Annotated in this window: 21 protein-coding genes and 1 pseudogene; 21 read left to right on the top strand and 1 reads right to left on the bottom strand. The window is 36.4% G+C overall.

Annotation, left to right across the window (positions count from 1 at the left end; genetic code table 11):
- The first annotated feature begins 60 nt into the window (after window positions 1–60).
- Window positions 61–183: a hypothetical protein gene (locus tag LGQ02_RS21350; protein ID WP_264183987.1), complete on the top strand. Its 123-nt coding sequence runs from the start codon at window positions 61–63 to the stop codon at window positions 181–183.
- A gap of 171 nt (window positions 184–354) precedes the next feature.
- On the opposite strand, the gene LGQ02_RS15210 is transcribed toward LGQ02_RS21350, so the two are convergent.
- Window positions 355–789 (bottom strand): YslB family protein, encoded by a 435-nt coding sequence (locus LGQ02_RS15210; RefSeq protein WP_226515194.1) that lies wholly within the window; start codon window positions 787–789, stop codon window positions 355–357.
- 168 nt (window positions 790–957) lie between these two features.
- On the opposite strand from LGQ02_RS15210, the gene LGQ02_RS15205 reads away from it, so the two are divergent.
- The 20 genes and pseudogenes from LGQ02_RS15205 to LGQ02_RS21525 all read left to right on the top strand — a co-directional run bounded on the left by LGQ02_RS15205 (window position 958) and on the right by LGQ02_RS21525 (window position 19,700).
- Window positions 958–2,307, top strand: coding sequence for a TrkH family potassium uptake protein (locus LGQ02_RS15205; protein ID WP_226515193.1), 1,350 nt, complete (start codon window positions 958–960; stop codon window positions 2,305–2,307).
- Window positions 2,308–2,765: 458 nt separating this feature from the next.
- Window positions 2,766–3,374 carry a succinate dehydrogenase cytochrome b558 subunit gene (locus tag LGQ02_RS15200; protein ID WP_226515192.1) on the top strand — a complete coding sequence of 203 codons (609 nt, stop codon included), beginning with the start codon at window positions 2,766–2,768 and terminating at the stop codon, window positions 3,372–3,374.
- 22 nt (window positions 3,375–3,396) lie between these two features.
- Window positions 3,397–5,169, top strand: coding sequence for a succinate dehydrogenase flavoprotein subunit (gene sdhA / locus LGQ02_RS15195; protein WP_226515191.1), 1,773 nt, complete (start codon window positions 3,397–3,399; stop codon window positions 5,167–5,169).
- The gene (gene sdhB / locus LGQ02_RS15190) at window positions 5,166–5,930 is read left to right on the top strand and encodes a succinate dehydrogenase iron-sulfur subunit (protein WP_226515190.1); all 765 of its coding nucleotides are present in this window, start codon (window positions 5,166–5,168) and stop codon (window positions 5,928–5,930) included. Before sdhA ends, sdhB begins: the two co-directional genes overlap by 4 nt.
- A gap of 98 nt (window positions 5,931–6,028) precedes the next feature.
- A complete protein-coding gene (locus LGQ02_RS15185) occupies window positions 6,029–6,481 on the top strand; it encodes an acyl-CoA thioesterase (RefSeq protein ID WP_226515189.1) in 453 nt (150 codons plus the stop codon).
- A gap of 436 nt (window positions 6,482–6,917) precedes the next feature.
- Complete coding sequence (locus LGQ02_RS15180; RefSeq protein ID WP_226515188.1) at window positions 6,918–7,142, top strand: helix-turn-helix domain-containing protein; 225 nt, start codon at window positions 6,918–6,920, stop codon at window positions 7,140–7,142.
- Between the two features lie 545 nt (window positions 7,143–7,687).
- Window positions 7,688–8,533: a PRD domain-containing protein gene (locus LGQ02_RS15175; RefSeq protein ID WP_226515187.1), complete on the top strand. Its 846-nt coding sequence runs from the start codon at window positions 7,688–7,690 to the stop codon at window positions 8,531–8,533.
- Between the two features lie 260 nt (window positions 8,534–8,793).
- Window positions 8,794–9,057 (top strand): phosphocarrier protein HPr, encoded by a 264-nt coding sequence (locus LGQ02_RS15170; protein WP_226515186.1) that lies wholly within the window; start codon window positions 8,794–8,796, stop codon window positions 9,055–9,057.
- Window positions 9,057–10,778, top strand: coding sequence for a phosphoenolpyruvate--protein phosphotransferase (gene ptsP, locus LGQ02_RS15165; RefSeq protein WP_226515185.1), 1,722 nt, complete (start codon window positions 9,057–9,059; stop codon window positions 10,776–10,778). Before LGQ02_RS15170 ends, ptsP begins: the two co-directional genes overlap by 1 nt.
- 128 nt (window positions 10,779–10,906) lie before the next feature.
- On the top strand, window positions 10,907–11,071 hold the full coding sequence (locus LGQ02_RS15160) for a hypothetical protein (protein WP_226515184.1): 165 nt from the start codon (window positions 10,907–10,909) through the stop codon (window positions 11,069–11,071).
- Between the two features lie 50 nt (window positions 11,072–11,121).
- A complete protein-coding gene (locus LGQ02_RS15155; RefSeq protein ID WP_226515183.1) occupies window positions 11,122–11,415 on the top strand; it encodes a hypothetical protein in 294 nt (97 codons plus the stop codon).
- Between the two features lie 264 nt (window positions 11,416–11,679).
- On the top strand, window positions 11,680–12,159 hold the full coding sequence (locus LGQ02_RS15150; protein ID WP_226515182.1) for a MarR family winged helix-turn-helix transcriptional regulator: 480 nt from the start codon (window positions 11,680–11,682) through the stop codon (window positions 12,157–12,159).
- A 116-nt stretch (window positions 12,160–12,275) separates the two neighbouring features.
- Window positions 12,276–13,100: a glutamate racemase gene (gene racE, locus LGQ02_RS15145; protein ID WP_226515181.1), complete on the top strand. Its 825-nt coding sequence runs from the start codon at window positions 12,276–12,278 to the stop codon at window positions 13,098–13,100.
- A 321-nt stretch (window positions 13,101–13,421) separates the two neighbouring features.
- Window positions 13,422–14,396 carry an arsenic resistance protein gene (locus LGQ02_RS15140; RefSeq protein ID WP_226515180.1) on the top strand — a complete coding sequence of 325 codons (975 nt, stop codon included), beginning with the start codon at window positions 13,422–13,424 and terminating at the stop codon, window positions 14,394–14,396.
- 26 nt (window positions 14,397–14,422) lie between these two features.
- On the top strand, window positions 14,423–14,863 hold the full coding sequence (locus tag LGQ02_RS15135; RefSeq protein ID WP_226515179.1) for an OsmC family protein: 441 nt from the start codon (window positions 14,423–14,425) through the stop codon (window positions 14,861–14,863).
- A 174-nt stretch (window positions 14,864–15,037) separates the two neighbouring features.
- On the top strand, window positions 15,038–15,169 hold the full coding sequence (locus LGQ02_RS21345; protein WP_264183986.1) for a hypothetical protein: 132 nt from the start codon (window positions 15,038–15,040) through the stop codon (window positions 15,167–15,169).
- 27 nt (window positions 15,170–15,196) lie between these two features.
- A complete protein-coding gene (locus LGQ02_RS15130; protein WP_226515178.1) occupies window positions 15,197–15,757 on the top strand; it encodes a hypothetical protein in 561 nt (186 codons plus the stop codon).
- A 15-nt stretch (window positions 15,758–15,772) separates the two neighbouring features.
- Window positions 15,773–16,318 (top strand): hypothetical protein, encoded by a 546-nt coding sequence (locus LGQ02_RS15125; protein WP_226515177.1) that lies wholly within the window; start codon window positions 15,773–15,775, stop codon window positions 16,316–16,318.
- 1,384 nt (window positions 16,319–17,702) lie between these two features.
- A pseudogene (locus LGQ02_RS21530) lies at window positions 17,703–18,707 on the top strand (cache domain-containing protein); the annotation flags it as partial.
- Window positions 18,708–18,749: 42 nt separating this feature from the next.
- A complete protein-coding gene (locus LGQ02_RS21525; protein ID WP_404802431.1) occupies window positions 18,750–19,700 on the top strand; it encodes a methyl-accepting chemotaxis protein in 951 nt (316 codons plus the stop codon).
- Window positions 19,701–19,859: the final 159 nt, after the last annotated feature.

Below are 19,859 nucleotides of genomic sequence, written 5' to 3'. Positions count from 1 at the left end.
TGATTAAAAATTTAGAGGACGGGTATTACCTTAACTAATATTACGTTGGAGGTGATATTAATGGGTAAACAAGGTCACGAACGTAAGAGGGAAACGAACAAAGAATATGGACGTCAAGGAAAGTATGCAAAAGGAAATAAGCAAAGAGCGAATAACCATTCCAATGAAAATGATCGTAACTAAATTTACAAAGAGGCTGTTATTGAGCAGCCTCTTCTTATTGAACTTAAATTTTGTCTCATTCTACAACCACTAATATAAACAGGCGATGGGGTTTCAAGAGTCTTTGTTCAGCTGGTATAATCATAAAAAACTCAAAAGCACAGTAAGTACTTTTGAGGCAAATGTTGAAAGTTATTTTACTGGATCACCACTATCCCATTTGACAGTGATTCTGCATGTATAAGGCTTTTTCTTTTTTATTTCATATGAAGCGTCAGTAATAAAACCATATTGTTGTTCGATGGCTTGAGCTAAAAAGCCACATTCTAATGAAATCGGTCTATCCTGTGTTGTTATAGGAGAGACAAGCTCATATAACCGTTCTGATTTCTTTTCTTTCAATAATGAAAGAGAACCCCAACCTGCATGTTTGAAAAATGCTTCTAAGTCTTGAAGATTTTCTGAATCTATCCTTCTAGCGATAGATTTTCCTCCCCAATATAAAATCATTTCTTCGTCTTCACCTAATAGCTCTGGTAGAAGTACATTTCGTAACAGGTCATAACTGAATGTGGAACTTACTGTTGTCTCTTTCTCTTCTTGCTCTAAGAGGTCGTTTTTTTTCATGGATGATCCTTCCTCCACTCACAATTCATGATGCGTATTTCACTTTTATCTTACCATATAACTCATAAAACGAAGATGAAAAATCATGAAAAGATTTAATAACTTGATGGTAACACATTTGTAATAATGGTATACTAAAGCCCGTATTTAATTTGGAGGTCATGTACAATGAATTTAGGGATGACGAAGTTTTTAACTCCTTTTCGAATCATTGTTATTTCATATATTGTTGCAATGTTTTTATTTAGCATCCTTCTGTTTTTACCGGTTTCATCTCAACCTGGTGTGACGGTTAGTTATAGTGAAGCACTCTTTACGGCTGTCAGTGCGGTAAGTGTAACAGGATTAACGGTAGTGAATGTTTCTGAAACATATAGCGGTATCGGTGTATTCTTTTTAGCAATGGCGATTCAACTTGGTGGAATTGGAGTTATGACGATTGGAACATTTGTTTGGTTGATCTTTGGAAAAAAAATAAACTTATCACAACGAATGCTTATTATGGTTGACCATAACCAAATAGCTTTTCAAGGGCTTGTAAAGCTTATGAAGGGAATATTGGTCGTTGCCTTAGCGATTGAATTATTAGGTGCACTCGTCTTAGGGACCTATTACATAAATTACTTTGATACAGTAGCGGAAGCTTATTACCAAGGAGCTTTCGGGGCTTTATCAGCCTTTACAAACGCTGGATTTGATGTTACGGGGCAATCATTAATTCCTTTTGCTGATGATTATTTCGTTCAGCTCGTCAATATTCTATTAATTTTTGCCGGAGCAATCGGATTTCCTGTCATCATGGAAATTATCGAATATTTCCGTTCAAAAAAAGGGGAATTCCGATTTAGTTTGTTTACAAAGATTGCGGTCAGTACATATTTTATCGTTTTTGCCATCGGTGTTGTCGGATTATGGTTATTAGAACGTAATGAATATTATGATGGTCTTGCGTGGCACCAGCAATTATTTTTTTCATTATTTAATTCAGCGACAGCACGAAGCGGTGGGTTAGCGGTAATGGATGTGTCAGATTTGACACTTGCAAGCTTACTATTACTTTCAGCACTCATGATCATAGGGGCCTCTCCATCTAGTGTTGGTGGAGGAATCCGAACAACAACGTTAGCAGTCATGTTTTTAACGATTCGAAGCTTTGCGATGGGACGTAGTGATGTGAAAGTTTTTGGGCGTGAAATTCACCAAGAAGACAAACAAAAAGCGTTTATTGTTCTATCTGTGTTTCTAGTTGGTCTCTTTTTAGCAATTATTTTAATCAGTGCTTTTGAAGGTAGTAGTGAGTTTGCGTTAATGGCAATTATTTTTGAAGTGAGCTCAGCCTTTGGAACATGTGGATTATCAATGGGTATTACACCTTACTTATCGATGCCAAGCCAAGTTACACTAATGGTCCTTATGCTAATTGGTCGAGTTGGACTGATTGCCTTTTTATTCTCGATCCGTGCGAAAGAGAAGAAAACACCATACAAGCACCCAACAGAAAGAATTATTATTGGTTAAATTGTGAGCATGTTATTATTGTGAGAAAATTAAGACATTTCGAATTTCGAACAATTAATCACAAGAATTTGATATGATAAAGACACTGTTACAATAAAAACAGTGTCTATTTTTTTACTCTCTCTAATGCGGATGGAAGTCTGATACTCATGTTGTATGTGTGCAGATTTTACACTTTTGAACACATTTTGAATTTTTGTAAAAATTGAAATTTAAAAAATCATAAGGCATATGTTGTTGCAATAGTGTTTCTGTTAAAATTAGGATTGAATCCGCTTTCTTGACGGGGGTTGAGAGTGGGAGTAAAATGTAATTGTCACATTTTGTACAAATTTGTGAATCTATCAAAAGTTTTCTAATGTTGACATGGTGCAAAAGACGTAGAAGGAGGTTGTATGAAAGTAAAGTGATCATATCAACAAACTTTCGCAAAAAAATTTATACAGGGGGAGAGTTTCATGTCCACGAATCGTGAGTTTTTCTATCGAAGATTACATTCATTGCTCGGCGTTATTCCTGTTGGCGCCTTCTTAATTGTCCACTTATTAGTAAACAGTTATGCTATCCGCGGCCCGGAGGCGTATAACGCTGCCGTTTACTTTATGGAAAATCTTCCATTCCGCTACTTTATGGAAATCTTCTTTATCTTTTTACCTATTATTTTCCATGGTGTATATGGCTTATACATTGCGTTTCAAGCGAAACACAATACGAATACATACAGCTATTTCCGTAACTGGATGTTCCGCTTACAACGTGTAACAGGAGTTATTACGATTATTTTTATCGCATGGCACGTCTGGGATACAAGAATCGCTGCTATGCTTGGGCAAGAAGTAAACTACCAGATGATGGCTGATATTGTCAGTAACCCGGTAGCTTTAATTGCTTATATTATTGGAATTGCTTCTGCAACTTTCCACTTTGCGAACGGACTTTGGTCTTTTGCTGTAACTTGGGGAATTACTGTGACTCCAAAATCACAGCAAATTGCAACTTATGTTACGATCGGTATTTTCGTCGCATTAACGTGGTTAGGAATTCAATCTATCTTAGCATTTGTGTAGTCCAAGAGAAGGAGTGTTTTGAATGAGCAAAGGTAAAATCATCGTTGTCGGTGGTGGCCTCGCAGGTCTTATGGCGACAATTAAAGCAGCCGAAGCCGGCGTTGAAGTAGATTTATTTTCAGTTGTTCCTGTTAAACGATCCCACTCCGTTTGTGCTCAAGGCGGTATTAATGGAGCACTAAATACAATGGGTGAAGGTGACTCAACATGGGAGCACTTTGATGATTCAGTTTACGGTGGGGACTTCTTAGCAAACCAGCCTCCAGTAAAAGCAATGTGTGATGCAGCGCCAGGAATTATTCATTTAATGGACCGTATGGGGGTTATGTTTAACCGTACGGCAGAAGGTTTACTAGCACTTCGTCGTTTTGGTGGTACTCAACATCACCGTACAGCATTTGCTGGTGCAACGACTGGTCAGCAACTTCTATATGCTTTAGATGAGCAAGTTCGTCGCCATGAAGTAAATGGCCTCGTTAAGAAATACGAAGGATGGGAATTCTTAAAAGCAGTTGTGGATGAAGAAGGGACTTGCCGTGGTATTACTGCACAAGAACTTAGCACATCTGAGATCCATTCTTTTAAAGGTGATGCCGTTATTATGGCAACTGGCGGACCTGGAATTATCTTTGGAAAGTCAACAAACTCAATGATTAACACGGGTTATGCTGCTGCTTCTGTTTATGAGCAAGGTGCATATTATGCAAACGGAGAATTTATTCAAATTCACCCGACAGCGATTCCAGGAGATGACAAGCTTCGTTTAATGAGTGAATCTGCTCGTGGTGAAGGTGGTAGAGTTTGGACATATGATGAAGACGGTAAGCCTTGGTATTTCTTAGAGGAAAAATATCCTGCTTATGGAAACCTTGTCCCACGTGATATCGCAACTCGTGAAATCTTCCACGTATGTGTCGATTTAAAACGCGGTATTAACGGTGAAAACATGGTTTATCTCGACCTATCACATAAAGATCCAAAAGAGCTAGACGTTAAGCTTGGTGGAATTATGGAAATTTACGAGAAGTTCATGGGAGATGACCCTCGTAAGGTGCCAATGAAGATCTTCCCTGCAGTACACTATTCAATGGGTGGACTTTGGGTAGATTATGATCAAATGACAAATATCCCAGGATTATTTGCAGCTGGTGAAGTAGATTACTCTATTCACGGAGCAAACCGCCTTGGTGCGAACTCATTATTATCTTCTATTTATGGCGGAATGGTTGCTGGTCCAAAAGCTGTTGAGTATCTACAAGGTTTAGAGAAAACAACAGAAGACATTGATTCGTCAGTTTATGAAAATCAAGTGAAGAAAGATCAAGCACAATTCGATGAGATCCTGAACATGAACGGAAGCGAAAATGCTTTCAAAATTCATCAGGAACTAGGGAACTTGATGACTGATAACGTTACTGTAGTGCGTGAAAACAAACGTCTATTAGAAACTGATCAGAAAATTCAAGAACTTCAAGAACGATTTAAGAATATTAGCATTGATGATACAGCACAATGGAGTAACCAAAGTGCAGCATTCATTCGTCAGCTTGGCGGTATGTTAAACCTTGCGCGTGTAATAACTCAAGGTGCATACAACCGTAACGAAAGCCGCGGTGCTCATTACAAGCCGGAATTCCCGGATCGTAATGATGAAGAATGGCTAAAAACAACGAAGGCGAAGTTTAATCAAGAAACAAACGCGCCGGAGTTTGAATATGAAGAGGTTGACGTGTCTCTTATTGAGCCGCGTAAACGTGACTACACTTCGAAAAAAAAGGCGGGTGACAAGAAATGAGTGAAAAAACCATTCGCTTAATTATTAAACGCCAAAAAGATATGGAAAGCTCTTCGTACACGGAAGAATTTGAAATTCCGTATCGAGAAAATATGAACGTGATTTCCGCACTTATGGAAATTCGTCGTAACCCAGTAAACGCTAAAGGGGAAGCAACAACTGCGGTATCTTGGGAAGCGAGCTGTCTTGAAGAAGTTTGTGGTGCTTGTTCGATGGTGATTAACGGTAAGCCGCGTCAGTCTTGTACGGCTCTTATCGACCAACTTGAACAACCAATTCGTTTAGAACCAATGGGCACATTCCCTGTTACTCGTGACTTAGTTGTTGACAGAAGTCGCATGTTCGACTCATTAAAGCGAGTCAAAGCTTGGGTACCGATCGATGGAACATATGATCTAGGTCCTGGTCCGCGTATGCCAGAAGCGAAACGTCAATGGGCTTATGAACTATCGAAATGTATGACATGTGGTGTATGTTTAGAAGCTTGTCCAAACGTAAATAGTAAATCTGAATTTATCGGGCCAGCAGCACTTTCACAAGTACGATTATTTAACCAGCATCCAACAGGTGCGATGCATAAAGCAGAACGTCTGCAAACACTAATGGATGGAGAAGGCGGTTTAAGTAACTGTGGTAACTCGCAAAACTGTGTACAAGCTTGTCCAAAAGGAATTCCTTTGACAACGTCAATTGCCGCACTTAACCGTGATACTACATTCCAATCGTTTAAAGACTTCTTCGGTAGTGACCAAAACGTATAAAGATTTTTGAAAGGGGGCATAGCGCCCCTTTTCGTTTAAATAGTAATTGAATGACCATTCATTCATAGTTTAATAACAAAAAGAAAGAGGGGATTGATTTGGCATTACCATCTTATATCGAAGACTTTGAAACTTGGCAAGAAGACTTCCGCTATCGTTATCAAATTTCTGTTCGTTTTTCTGAAACAGATGCATTCGGTCACTTAAATAATACGAACGCTTTTGTCTACTTTGAACATGGCCGTATTAACTTTTTCAAAGATACGGGACTCGTTCAAGAATGGTTTTCAAAGGATGGGGAAACGATCCCTGTAACAGCTGATTTACATTGTGACTACTTAAAGCAAGTATATTTTGATGAAAAACTCGATATTTGTGTAAAAGTTGCACACATTGGTAATTCATCGGTTGACTTACATTACTTAATTGTTAACGAAAAAGGAGAACCATGTATGACGGGGAGAGGGAAAATTGTTCAAGTTTCAAGAGAAACTGGTAAGCCTTCACCGTGGACAGACTCCGCAAAAGGATATTTACAAAAAGGGTTCTAGAATGAAAAGCATAGGCACGTGATGTCTGTGCTTTTTTTTTGTTTTAATTTTCTAGTATGTTATTTATTTCATTACTCAATTTTCTTTTCATTCAAGTGAAATCGATAAGATAATTCAAAACGTTTAATGCTGGAGGGCAAAAAATGGTAAGCTTGGTGCCTGTCGTTTATTTTGTTGCAGATCACTTTCGATCAATGGACAGCTCTAATAGCTTTTGTTATACAAAGTTTAATAAGATTTTTATCAATTGATTACGCAATTTAACCAGATTTGTCGTTAACTAATTGGAATGTATCACTCTTTTTCTTTTGAAAATGCTCGAATGTCTAGTCCGAAAATGTCACACGGTTTCAATTACCTACATAAGATAATGATGACTAAATATTAACTAATGGCATATCGGACGATGCAGCCCATGCAAGAAAGGGTGAAACTATTGAAAGAACACGAGTTCAGACCAAAGCCGCTTTTAACTAAGCGAGAGCGGGAAGTGTTTGAGTTACTAGTGCAGGACAAGACGACAAAGGAAATTGCAGCACAGCTGTTCATCAGTGAAAAAACTGTACGTAATCATATTTCCAATACGATGCAAAAGCTTGGAGTTAAGGGGCGCTCACAGGCTGTTATCGAATTGGTTAGATTAGGTGAACTACAAATCTGATGTTGGCCGGCTTCATTTTTGAAGCCGGTTTTGTTTGTCATTAAAACATACTTTCAATGAGGGTGAACAAGAGTTGGTCGTTTTATATTATATGCAATGGTATGCAATTCGAATAGGAATGGAATTTAAATAACAAGGGTATGAATTTTATTTGTTGAGTTTATTTTGTTGTATGACCTCATAATTTTTTCAAAATACTAACAGATAGTAAAGAAATGAACCCTACTAAATTTAAGCTGCTTCAGCTGAACCTGCTTCAATCTCGTAGGGTTCAATCCGTGAATAAACAAGCGTATAAGTGAGTATAAATCACCCACCGAAGAATAAATATACACCGACATAAAAAATCACCTAAATGAATCAGATGTTATACCATAAAATACCAGGGGCCAGGAACCTGGTTATTATTGGTGATTTACGGTGGTTAGTTTCGGGGCCTTGGCTTCAATTTATGTCTGTTTTGTTACTCTGATACTCTTTACCTTGACGAAAGAAATAGGAAGTAGCTATGATGTAGAGGACTGATTATGCAAGGAAGGAAAATAATGATGAGTGCATCCATACCTTATGAAGTCCAAAAAGTGCTGAATAACAATGTTGTTATCGCACAAACACCGAAAAATAATGAAGTCATCTTAATAGGAAAAGGGATCGGTTTTGGGAAGAAAACGGGCGATGAATTAAAGGAAACAGGTTTTGATAAAGTGTTTATTCTTGCTGATGAAGAAGAGCAGAAAAAATACAAACAACTTCTTTCAAAAGAAGAAGAAGAAATCCTTTTAATGATTCATGAAGCGATTGAAAAGATTCATGAATGGACAGGCGTAGAACTCCACGAAAGAATTCATTATGCCTTAACGCAACATCTCGTTTTAGCGATACAACGGACAAAAGATGGCACAGAAATTCAAAACCCATTTCTTACAGAAACGAAGTGGCTCTATTTAGACACTTATAACATTGCAAAAGAAGTTGTTGAACTTATCTATGATAAGACCGGTGTAAAGCTTCCAGAAGCAGAAGTTGGTTTTATTACGTTACATGTCCAAAGTGCAATTGGGGAAAGACCCTATTCACCATTTAATAAAAAATCAGACCTTATTGCTCGCACTATTTCTTATGCTGAAGAAAAGCTTGAAAGCCCGTTAAATAAAGAGAGCATCTACTTTCAACGCCTCATTCATCATTTAAAAGCACTGATTGACCGTAGTATTGAAAGTGAACTTCCTTTTGAAAAAAAGATGATAGAAGTATTGAAGGATGAAAGTGAACTGTGCTATAATGTTGCTCGAAACATGGTGCGAATGATTGAAAAAGCGACACAACAGCAGATTTCTCAAATAGAAACAATGTATATTACGCTTTTTTTACACCGATTAAATAAAAACTAAAACACATTTTACGTGTTACTGATACGATCAGGCATGAGTAAATTCGTGTGTATGAATAGTTACATAGGTGATGTATACCTCTGTTCATATACCCATTTACTCATGCTTTTTTTGTTTTTTTTATCATCATAATGCACGTGTTTTTGCGTGAAATGATAAGAAATTGGGTACTAATAAAATAGACGTAATAGGTACAATTGTGTTCAAAATGATCACTCGCATCATACCAAAGAGATAATAATTTGAAGGAGTGTTTTCACATGGCAGAAAAAACATTTACAATTACAGCAGAAACAGGGATCCACGCTAGACCAGCAACTCAACTAGTAAACAAAGCAGGACAATACGAATCAGAAATTACGTTGGATTACAACGGGAAATCTGTAAACTTAAAATCGATCATGGGTGTTATGTCATTAGGTGTTGGTAAAGGAGCAGACGTAACAATTAAAGCTGAAGGTCCAGACGAAGAAGAAGCACTTCTAGGACTAGAAGAAATTATGAAAGAAGGATTATCTGAATAATGTCAAACATATTAACAGGAATTCCAGCATCAGCCGGAATTGCGATCGGAAAAGCATTCTCTTTAGAAGCACCAGACTTAAGTGTGGAAAAAAAGACGGATGTTGATATAGATCAAGAGATCGACGCTTTTGATAAAGCGTTAGAGACGTCAAAAGGCGAGCTGGAAAAAATCAAAGAAAAAACGAAGCAAGATCTAGGCGATGAGCATGCTGAAATTTTTTCGGCTCATTTACTCGTATTAAGTGATCCGGAATTTGTTGATACAGTAAGAAATAAAGTGAAGAACGAAAATGTGAATGCTTCATTTGCGTTAAAAGAAATTTCTGATCAATTTGTTACGATGTTTGAATCAATGGATAACGAATATATGAAAGAACGTGCTGCTGACATTCGTGACGTATCCACTAGAGTGTTAGCGCACGTGTTAGGGAGACCAATTCCATCCCTTGTAGAAATTGATGAAGAAGTAGTCATTGTTGCAGATGATTTAACGCCATCAGATACAGCACAGTTAAATAAACAATTTGTTCAAGGATTTGTGACAAACATTGGAGGACGTACTTCTCATTCTGCGATTATGGCACGTTCAATGGAAATTCCAGCTGTTGTAGGGACGAAATCTGTCACAAGCGATGCTGATAAAGGTGTTACAGTCATTGTCGATGGACTAGAAGGTTCAGTGATTATTGATCCATCAGATGAAGAGATAGCATCATATCGTGCTAAACAAGAAAAACACGAAGAACAAAAAAGAGAGTGGGCAAAACTTGTTCATGAACCTTCAAAAACGAAAGACGGCGAACTCGTTGAACTCGTTGCGAACATTGGAACACCTAATGACCTAGAGGGTGTGAAAAACAATGGTGCAGAAGGTGTCGGTTTATACCGTACAGAATTTCTTTATATGGGACGCGACGACTTCCCTACAGAAGACGAACAATATGAAGCTTACAAAAAAGTCATTGAAGAAATGGACGGAAAGCCAGTTGTCATTCGTACGTTAGATATCGGTGGAGATAAAGAACTTCCATATTTAGATTTACCAGAAGAAATGAACCCGTTCTTAGGTTTTCGTGCAATCCGCCTTTGTTTAGAAAAAGACGACATGTTCCGTACACAGCTACGTGCATTACTTCGTGCAAGCTCTTACGGAAACTTAAAGATCATGTTTCCAATGATTGCGACTCTTGATGAGTTCCGCCAAGCAAAAGCTATCCTTGAGGAAGAAAAAGAAAGGCTAGTTGCTGATGGTGTGAATGTAAGTGATGATATCGAAGTAGGAATCATGGTAGAAATTCCATCGACTGCTGTCATGGCAAAGCAGTTTGCAAAAGAAGTCGACTTTTTCAGTATTGGAACAAATGACTTAATTCAATATACGATGGCCGCTGACCGTATGAATGAACAAGTATCTTACTTGTATCAACCATACAACCCAGCGATTTTAAATCTTGTTAAGATGGTTATTGACGCTTCACACGCTGAAGGTAAGTGGACAGGCATGTGTGGTGAGATGGCTGGAGATGAAGTAGCTATTCCATTATTACTTGGATTAGGATTAGATGAATTTTCAATGAGTGCTACATCGGTCTTACCAGCACGCAGTCAAATTGTAAACCTTACAAAAGAAGAAACAAAAGCAGTTGCTGAAAAAGCACTTACATTAAACACAGCAGAAGAAGTGAAGCAACTTGTTGACGAAACGTTTTTAAATAATTAAATTCATTTATATACCTGAAAAGGATTAACTTCCTTTTCAGGTTTTTTCTTTACACTTTGAATGGATTTTATAAATCTGATCCTTTGCGGCTCAACGGTTTTAAGACATGAAAAAAGGAGTACCCCCAAATGATGTTAGGTATTAGAAGCAGTAGAGATACACGTAGACTTCTGCGGTCACTCGTCGCAGCTCGAAGGTTGATCAAGAAGTATGATGATGAGAAAGCGGGGCTATCGTTTTGGGGCGTAGTTGGTGCTGTGATCGTAGCAATTATAATACTCTCATTTTTTTAAATGTTATCCTCGTTTTCATAGCAGGCTTAAGCTACATAGTAAATCAATTCATGTTAAAGATGGTGTACGACCACTTCTTTTTCCATTGGTATTTTAATGATATTTTTGCTGGTATGATGATTCTTGCTTTGTCGAATTTATTTATCTTAATCGGAAAGCAGTTTCGTTTATATATGTTTACCTTCAAAGTGATGATGTTAGTTACGTTTATGGTTGGTTTGTTTTGGGAATATATTACACCATTATATTTACGATCTAGCGTAACAGATCCTATAGATATTATTGCCTATATGTTCGGTGGAGGACTATATTGGTTGACGATGAAATATGTCATGAAAAAATAGGTGGATAATGAAAGGACTAAAAGTGTACAAATGGTCTAAAATCTTGGTAAGTATTTCACTTCTCGAAAGATTTTGAGCCATTTTTTGCCCAAATAGAACAAATGTCCTGTAAACACTTGAAATCTGATAAAAAAACAAGGAAAATAAAAGTAATATTTGGACGTTCAAAAAAAGGATGAAAATGACGAACGATTATAAAGTCATTAGCATTATTTTTTGGACAGCTATTAGTAAATGTTTCGACTATCGAAAGGAGGGAAGACAATGCCAGAGCAGGAACAAGGCGTAACAATTGATCGTCAGCAAGTTGCACAAATTGAAAAATCTCTTCGTATGATTGCCGACATTGTCAAACAAAAAGGGAGAGAAATTTTAAATGAATTTCCGATAACCCCTCCACAGTTTGTCGCATTACAGTGGCTTCATGAATATGGTGATATGACCATTGGTGAGCTATCGAATAAAATGTATTTAGCTTGCAGTACGACAACAGACTTAATTGACCGAATGGAAAAGAATGAATTAGTGGAGAGAGTGAAAGATTCTAAGGATCGTCGTGTTGTTCGTATTCATCTGCTAGAAAAAGGAGCAACGATTATTCGAGAAGTAATCAATCGTCGTCAAGGTTATTTACAAGGTGTGCTTGAAAACTTCTCAAAAGAAGATATTGACTTTTTAGAGAAGAATTTAAGCTTTTTAAAAGATGAAATGAAACGCGACGCAAAAACATGGAAATCGTTCTAATGTTTGAGTTTCAACAGATAGAAGATGTGGTAACTTATAGTTAGGTATATCATCAAATTATTATGTCTGTTGATTTAAAAATACCAAACATTTAAAGTAGAGAGAAGGACGTTATCTTGGAAAAACCAATTGGAGTGATTGATTCGGGTGTCGGCGGTTTGACCGTTGTATCTGAATTAATCAGACAGCTACCTAAAGAAGAAATCATCTATATTGGAGATACCGCCCGTTGTCCTTATGGCCCTAGGCCTGTTGAAGAAGTAAGGCAATTCACATGGGAAATGATTGACTATCTTCTTTTTCATGAAGTAAAAATGCTAGTCATTGCTTGTAATACAGCAACTGCTGTTATCCTAGAAGAAGCACAAGAAAGGTTGTCAATTCCAGTCATTGGTGTGATTCATCCAGGAGCAGTGGCAGCCCTAAAATCAACGAAAAACGATCACGTAGGTGTGATTGGCACAGAAGGGACAATTCGAAGCAGGGCTTACGAAAGAGCCTTGACGACAATTAATCCTCGGTTGAAGGTTGAAAGCTTAGCTTGCCCGAAGTTTGTGCCACTAGTTGAAAGAGGGATTTTAGGTGGGAAAGAAGCTCGTCAAACGGTTGAAGAAACATTACAACAGATCTTACGAACAACAATTGATAGTTTAATTCTTGGGTGTACTCACTACCCATTATTAGCACCAATTATTCGTGATATTGTCGGAGATGATATCGAAATTATTTGTTCAGGTGATGAAACAGCACGAGAAGTAAGTTCTTTACTTTACCATCAAAAACGATTAGCCAAAGGAATTCACAAGCCGAATCATTTGTTTTATACGACAGGGCCTGGTACAACCTTTGAGCTTGTTGCTAAAACATGGCTTGACTTGGAAGACATCCAAGTAAAACGAATTAACTTGCCAGGAAAAAAAGTAATCAACCATCGTTTATAAAAATTACTTTACAAAGAGAGCGTATGAGTTCTTAATTGAACTACATACGCTTTTTTGCGTTCATTATTCATACCTGTATAGGTATATGTGAGAGGCTTGTTGAATAACTTTCATTATTTGAAATGCTATTTTGAATTGTTCGTGAACGGAATTCTAATGCATGAACTAGTAAAAAATGTAGGCTGTAATGGAGTTAAATGCATGCATATTCCCACAGATAAAAATAATAAAACGATGTTGACAAAAACCAAAATACCCCTTAAAGTATTATTATACCCCAGTGGGTATTTAGTTATTGGAGAAAGGAGTGTGGTTGATCGAATGAAGAAAGTTTATACATTTCCGCAAAAGTACCTTATGTTTAGTATCCCAACTACTTTAATCCTTGGATTTATTATAGGTATGTTTATCGATACAAGCTTTTTGCGAGGGACGATCTTATTTGCAACAATTATTATGATTTATGCAACTTTAATTGGTTTTAAATTAAAGGAGTTAAAATCAATTAAAGGGTCAAAAATTCACGGCTTTGCTATTGTTATGAACTTTTTAATTATCCCTGGGATTGCTTATGCTATTGGTAAACTTTTTTTAACTGAGTATCCAATTATGTTTGCTGGTTTAGCTCTAGCAGCTTTATTACCGACTAGTGGAATGACGATTTCTTGGACGGCACTACAGAAAGGGAACGTCCCTGCATCCGTAAAATTAACCGTTTTTGGATTAATCATAGGATCAATCCTTACACCTTGGTATTTAATTGCAATGGTAGGAGAGTATGTAGACATTAATATTTTGGCTACGATTCGTACGATTGCATTAATTGTCTTCTTACCAATGATACTTGGTCATTTTACATTTAAATTAATATTGAAAAAGTATACGCTTGAACATTTCCAAAAGAAAATTAAGCCGAACCTTGCTCCTTTAAGCATCTGGGCGATGTTATATGTTGTTTTTGTAAGTATTAGTACACAAGCGTCAATCATTGCATCAAATTTACAACTTATTGTTATTTCAATTTTAGTTTTAGTCGTGTTTTATGGGCTTAATTATCTAATAGCAACATTTACTGCTTTAAAATTTTTTAACCGTGGAGATGGGATTGCGTTCGTAAATGGAACAGTCCTACGCAACCTTTCAATTGCAATTGGTTTGGGTGCAACAGCATTTGGTGCTGAAGCTGCCCTTTTACTAACAATTGGTTTCGTTGTGCAGCAACAAAGTATTGCCTATTACAGTAAGTTTTCAAATAAACGTTGGTTTAAAAAGAATCAACTACAAAATGAATATTAAAAATTTATGAAAGAGAGTGATTTATAATGGCAAACAAAATGAACATTATGGTAAATGCTGAGACAGAAGGAATTACAGTGACAGCGAAGGCTGGAAAGCATGAATTTATTATTGATGAAGGAAATCAAATGGGAGGTCAAGATTTAGGACCTAACCCACTACAATCTGTACTAGGGTCGTTAGCAGCTTGTGAAAACGTGACAGCACGAATGGTCGCACGTGAAATGAATTTTGACTTACAAGATATTACGTTCAAAATGAAAGGACAATTCGATCCTAAAGGTTTCATGGGGGACCCTTCTGTACGTCCTTACTTTGAAGCAGTGACAGTAGAGGCAACAGTAACAACAAGTGAATCAGATGACAGACTAAAAGAACTACAAGAAAAAGTTGAATCTCGATGTCCAGTATATACAATGTTAAAAGCAGCAGATGTAGAAATGAATGATACGTGGATAAAAGCATAATAAAGCATAATGACAGAGGATATCGCTAAAAAACATTAGTGGTGTCCTCTTTTTCTATGAAACTTTTTAAAGCATATTACGTAAAACTAGAAAGAAAATTTGTAACGATTACGTAAATTGACATATTAATATGTTACAATGATTGGGTTTAATTGCTAAAAGGAACGGGCACGTATGGAACATGTTACAACAGAATATGAATACAATCATTCAATTTTTGTTGTTTTTCATTCACCAGAATTAATTGTTTTTATAGCACTAATCCTTATTCTTCTTGGAATTATCATTTATAAAAAAATCGTGTAGTGTCGAAAAGGGGTAGAGAATAACGAGATGATATCCAAACGAAATCAACTTTTTATCATTATTGGGCTATTTGTAACGGGCCTTTTTATTATTAATTATTTTCACGACGATGAAGAGCAAATACAATCTATCATCTTTGAGAGCTTTGACCAAGTAAGTCAATTCCATATTGAACATGTAGATGAGCAGCGTGCTTTTGTGATATATGACACTTATGATGAATCTGAAGGGTATTCATTTTTTGAAAAATCATGGGGGAAGTGGGAGAATGTAGACCGTTTTCGTCCGGTACTTTTACGCGATATATATGACGAGGGTGGGGTATTTGTCACTTTTATGGATCGTTTATTTACGGGGAATGAACAAGAAAACTTCATGCTATTCTCCATATTTGTTGATGATGCAGAAGTATTGGAACTTTCTTTTGATGAAAAAACATACGAATTGCCAGTCGTTACCGGTCAAAATGAAAGAAAATTTTCTTATTTTATTGCAACTGAAGATTATTTTTATACAAACGGGAATATCCGAGTTTTGAATGCATCGGATGAAGTACTTTATGAAAGAAAGTTACATGATATTGAATAAATAGGAGTGGATGATATGAATATACGAAACATGACTGTTATCGCATTAAAAATATTAGCTGTTTATGTTGTGATCCAATCATTGCAACATTTACCGATGTTTATAAGCACATCACAAATGTTTTCTACTTTGAATGATCCGATGATGCACACAACAATTAACTTTCCAATTGTATTAATAGGTATGCTTCCGTTCCTGATCATTGTTGGGGCAGGGGTTATGTTATGGATCTACGCAGAAAAACTAACTGTATTTATTATGAAAAAACAAAATATAAATGAAGATTCTGATAAACAAGATAATAAAATCAATGCTTATCACTTACAAACAGCTGCATTTTCAGTTGTTGGTTTAATCGTTCTAGTTCATGCAATACCGCAATTGTTTAATCTCATTCCAGGGTTACTATTATTACAAGAACAGTACGCATCGATAGTTTCTACAAACATGTCTAATAGTCTTTTTCATTCAATTGGAGTCATTCTTCAAATCTTCATTGGTGTTTATTTATTATTTAGTGCGAAAGGTCTGTCAAATATGCTACAAAAGGTTCGTGGATGATAAGTACGTAATTCTTTCATTTTAGGGGGGAAATCGAAAATAACAACATATTTTTGGAGGTTATTCGCGTCCGAATTATCTCCTTTATTTTTGTTGATATATAAGGGTGTATCTCCATTTTCACATAATTGACATGTTAATAACCCCCCTTTTAACATTGCCTCGTTATTTTGCTGTCCAAAATAGACATACTAAAAGAAATCTTCTAGGTAGACATCCATACGAAGTTATTTTTCGCACCATGAAGCATGAAAATTTATTATGCTAAGTTTGGAAGCATGTAGCGAGACTCCAGCGGGAACAGCGACGAACCAAACTTCGTCGAACAACGGTAAGTTGCGCCGACGCATCAAGCTACGTAGCATAGTTAGAAGAGGAAGAAGCAGGAGGGCGAAAATCACCCAAAACGAACGAGGTGAGTTTTGGGAAGTTGAGGCCGTGCCCGCGGAAAGCGAAGCAACAAACACAGCTTCGTCGAACCACTGAGAGCTGCGCCGACGCATCAAGCTACGGAGCAAAAGCTAGTAGAGGAAGAAGCAACATGTGCTTCCAAACTATAAACTTATTATCAAGGTAGAACCTTGATAATATAACAAAAAAGCAACCCGCCAAACGCATTGTTAAACGTGTTTCCAATTAAATGGTGTTTAATATTTTTCTCCTCCAAATTGGAACTACTTAGATGCCAGGAGTTGGCCTTAATATTGTCTTAACAAATTTTTTATTTCTGTTATCTTTTCCCCATTCATTCGATCCTTAAAAGAAAAGAAGAGTCATAACCAAATTATAGGTTTTGAAATGATCATATCAAAATGGTTTGGTATTCCATTTATATTTTTATTGTGATTTTACATAGTATTCGCGCTTATATGGAGTGGAAAATATAAACGAGAGTCGAAGCAATACATCGTTCATTTATTTTTGGTTATGAGTGTTATCGTTTTTATTACGCAAGTCTTCATCTTATCTATGAACTTTATGTAAGAAAGTATCGGTGTTCACAACGAATATTATTGACCTAAAACCAGTCAATGACTGGTTTTTTATGTATGCGTCGAGTCAGACCATAGCTTTTTCGGTAAAGATCGTTGCGCTTTCCTTTAGATTATCGATTTATAAATCATGCAAATCATGTTTTTCCCCTTTCGCTCACATGTAAAAAAGTCCTATTATAAGTCAGGCCTATAGTATTTTTATTTTATAGTAAAATCTTACAAATGTTACAGATCGATGTCTTTTCTTGGTTTTGCGAAAGAGTTCTGTATTTATTGTTATTTCTGAAAAGATCGAAATTTTCAAGTTGAAACTTTTTTGATATTTATTGTGATAATATTATTTTTGTGATTAATGGATAGTTCTTTTTGACTATAGAGGAGGGGACATTATGTTTAAGAAAATTAATACAAAAATGATTGTATCTTTTACGGTTTTAATCATATTGATTCTTGGTTCGGTTTCGGCTGTAACCGTTTTCATCAGTCAAGATTCGATTGAAGAGAACGCATTAGTTCAAGCGAATTCAAGTGTACATGAAATGGAACGGCTAACGGAAATGTATTTAGATCAGTTTAGTATCAGTGTTGACAGATACAGTGACAGTGATTTAGTTATTGATTATTTGATTGAGGCTGAAGATTTTTCAACGGAAAGTTTACAAAGAGATTTTGAGAAATATTTGGATTCATTTGAAAATATAACACTTGCTTATATTGCCTCAGCAGAAACTACTGACATGTTTACAGTTCCAAATATAAACTTGCCAGCTGACTTTGATCCGACAACGAGACCGTGGTATGAGCAAGCAGCTGCAAACCCAGATGAAGTTATTTTTACAGAACCATATATCGATGAAAGTAACGGAGAGTATGTATTAACCGTAGCAAAAGCCGTTCAAGACCCTCGTACTAACAGGACGTTAGGTGTGGTAGCGAGTGATTTAACACTCGATACGCTAGCCGAGATTATCAGTCATGTTCAAGTAGGGTATGATGGATATTCTTTTTTATTTGACCAAAATGGAACTGCAATGGTTCACCCAACTGAATCAGGAAATGACCTATCAGAGTTAGACTTCATTCAATCGATGTATGCATCAGAAAATGACGAAGGTTCGTTTCATTATACACACAATGGAGATGACCGCTTTTTAGCATATGGAACAATTGAGCACACAGATTGGAAAGTTGGAACCGTATACTTAGAAGAACGATTAATGCAAGAATCAAATCAGTTACTGTTAGTAATCCTTATCGTTTCTATAATTGGTATTGTACTTGCAATTATTATTACATTCTTCATCTCTCAAAGTATTACGAAACCAATCATTACTTTGAAAGAGCAAGTCAATAAAGTAGCAGAAGGAGATTTAACCGTTCGTGTTAATTCAAAATCGAAAGATGAAATTGGTGTGTTATCAAACCACTTTAATCGCATGGTAGAGAATATGAAAGAACTGATTTCTTCTGTAGAAGGGTCCGTTTCCGAAGTTTCTCAAGCTTCGCAAAGTTTAAGTGCATTATCAGAAGAAACAACAGCCTCCAGTGAGGAAGTAGGTAGAGCAATTTCAGAAATTGCATCTGGGGCAAATCAGCAAGCGTCTGATATCGAAAGTGCAAATCAAAAGTCGATGTCTCTTTCTTCAAAAATAGACAGTGTTAGTGAACAAAATGAACAGATGAATGTTTTATCAAATGGGGCTAATGAATCAAGCCAGCAAGGTTCTTCTCAAATTGCCACGTTAAAAGATAAAACAAATGAATCAAACGAAGTCATTCAATCTGTTAATGATGTACTTTCAAGCCTTGTATATAAAATTAAAGAGATCGAAAGTGTAATTGGTACAATTAATGAAATCTCTGAACAAACAAACTTACTCGCTTTAAATGCTTCGATTGAAGCAGCAAGAGCTGGTGAGCATGGAAGAGGCTTTGCTGTTGTCGCTGATGAAGTAAGGAAGTTAGCAGAACAATCTTCTGATGCTACTGAACAAGTAAGAAAAACAATTCTAGGTATTCAAGGCGAAACGAAAAACGCTACAGAAGCGATGGACAAAACGAATAAAATCTCAGAAGAGCAATTACAAGTTGTTGATGATACCGAAAACGTCTTTAAGTCCATTGATCATGATATGAAAAAGATTATTCAATCGATTGAAGCTATCAGTCAAGATATTGAAGGTGTGAATCAATCAAAGGACGATGTGATTGGTACTTTCCAAAGTATTTCAGCGGTTTCCGAAGAATCAGCAGCTTCTACAGAAGAGATTACGGCTTCTATTGAAGAACAGATTAAAGCAATTTCAACTATTTCTCATTCTGCAGAAGAACTAAATGAATCAAGTGAAAAACTGAAAAAAATGATTGAAGTATTTAATATTCGTTAATGAACGACTTGAAAAGCCGTGTTACTGCATTTGTAACACGGTTTTTTGTAGTTAATCGTATTATCAACTGGTTCCCACACCACAAAGGCCAATCGCCTAGTTGGAAAAAATGAAGTACCTCGCTCATATGAGCTATTTAATGGTACAATTTTTATAATG

It is taken from the genome of Bacillus shivajii (genome assembly GCF_020519665.1).
In the GTDB taxonomy this organism is placed as follows: Bacteria; Bacillota; Bacilli; order Bacillales; family Salisediminibacteriaceae; genus Bacillus_CA; species Bacillus_CA shivajii.
Note: the sequence above shows the minus strand (reverse complement) of the source record. Positions and strands in the feature narration are given on the sequence as shown.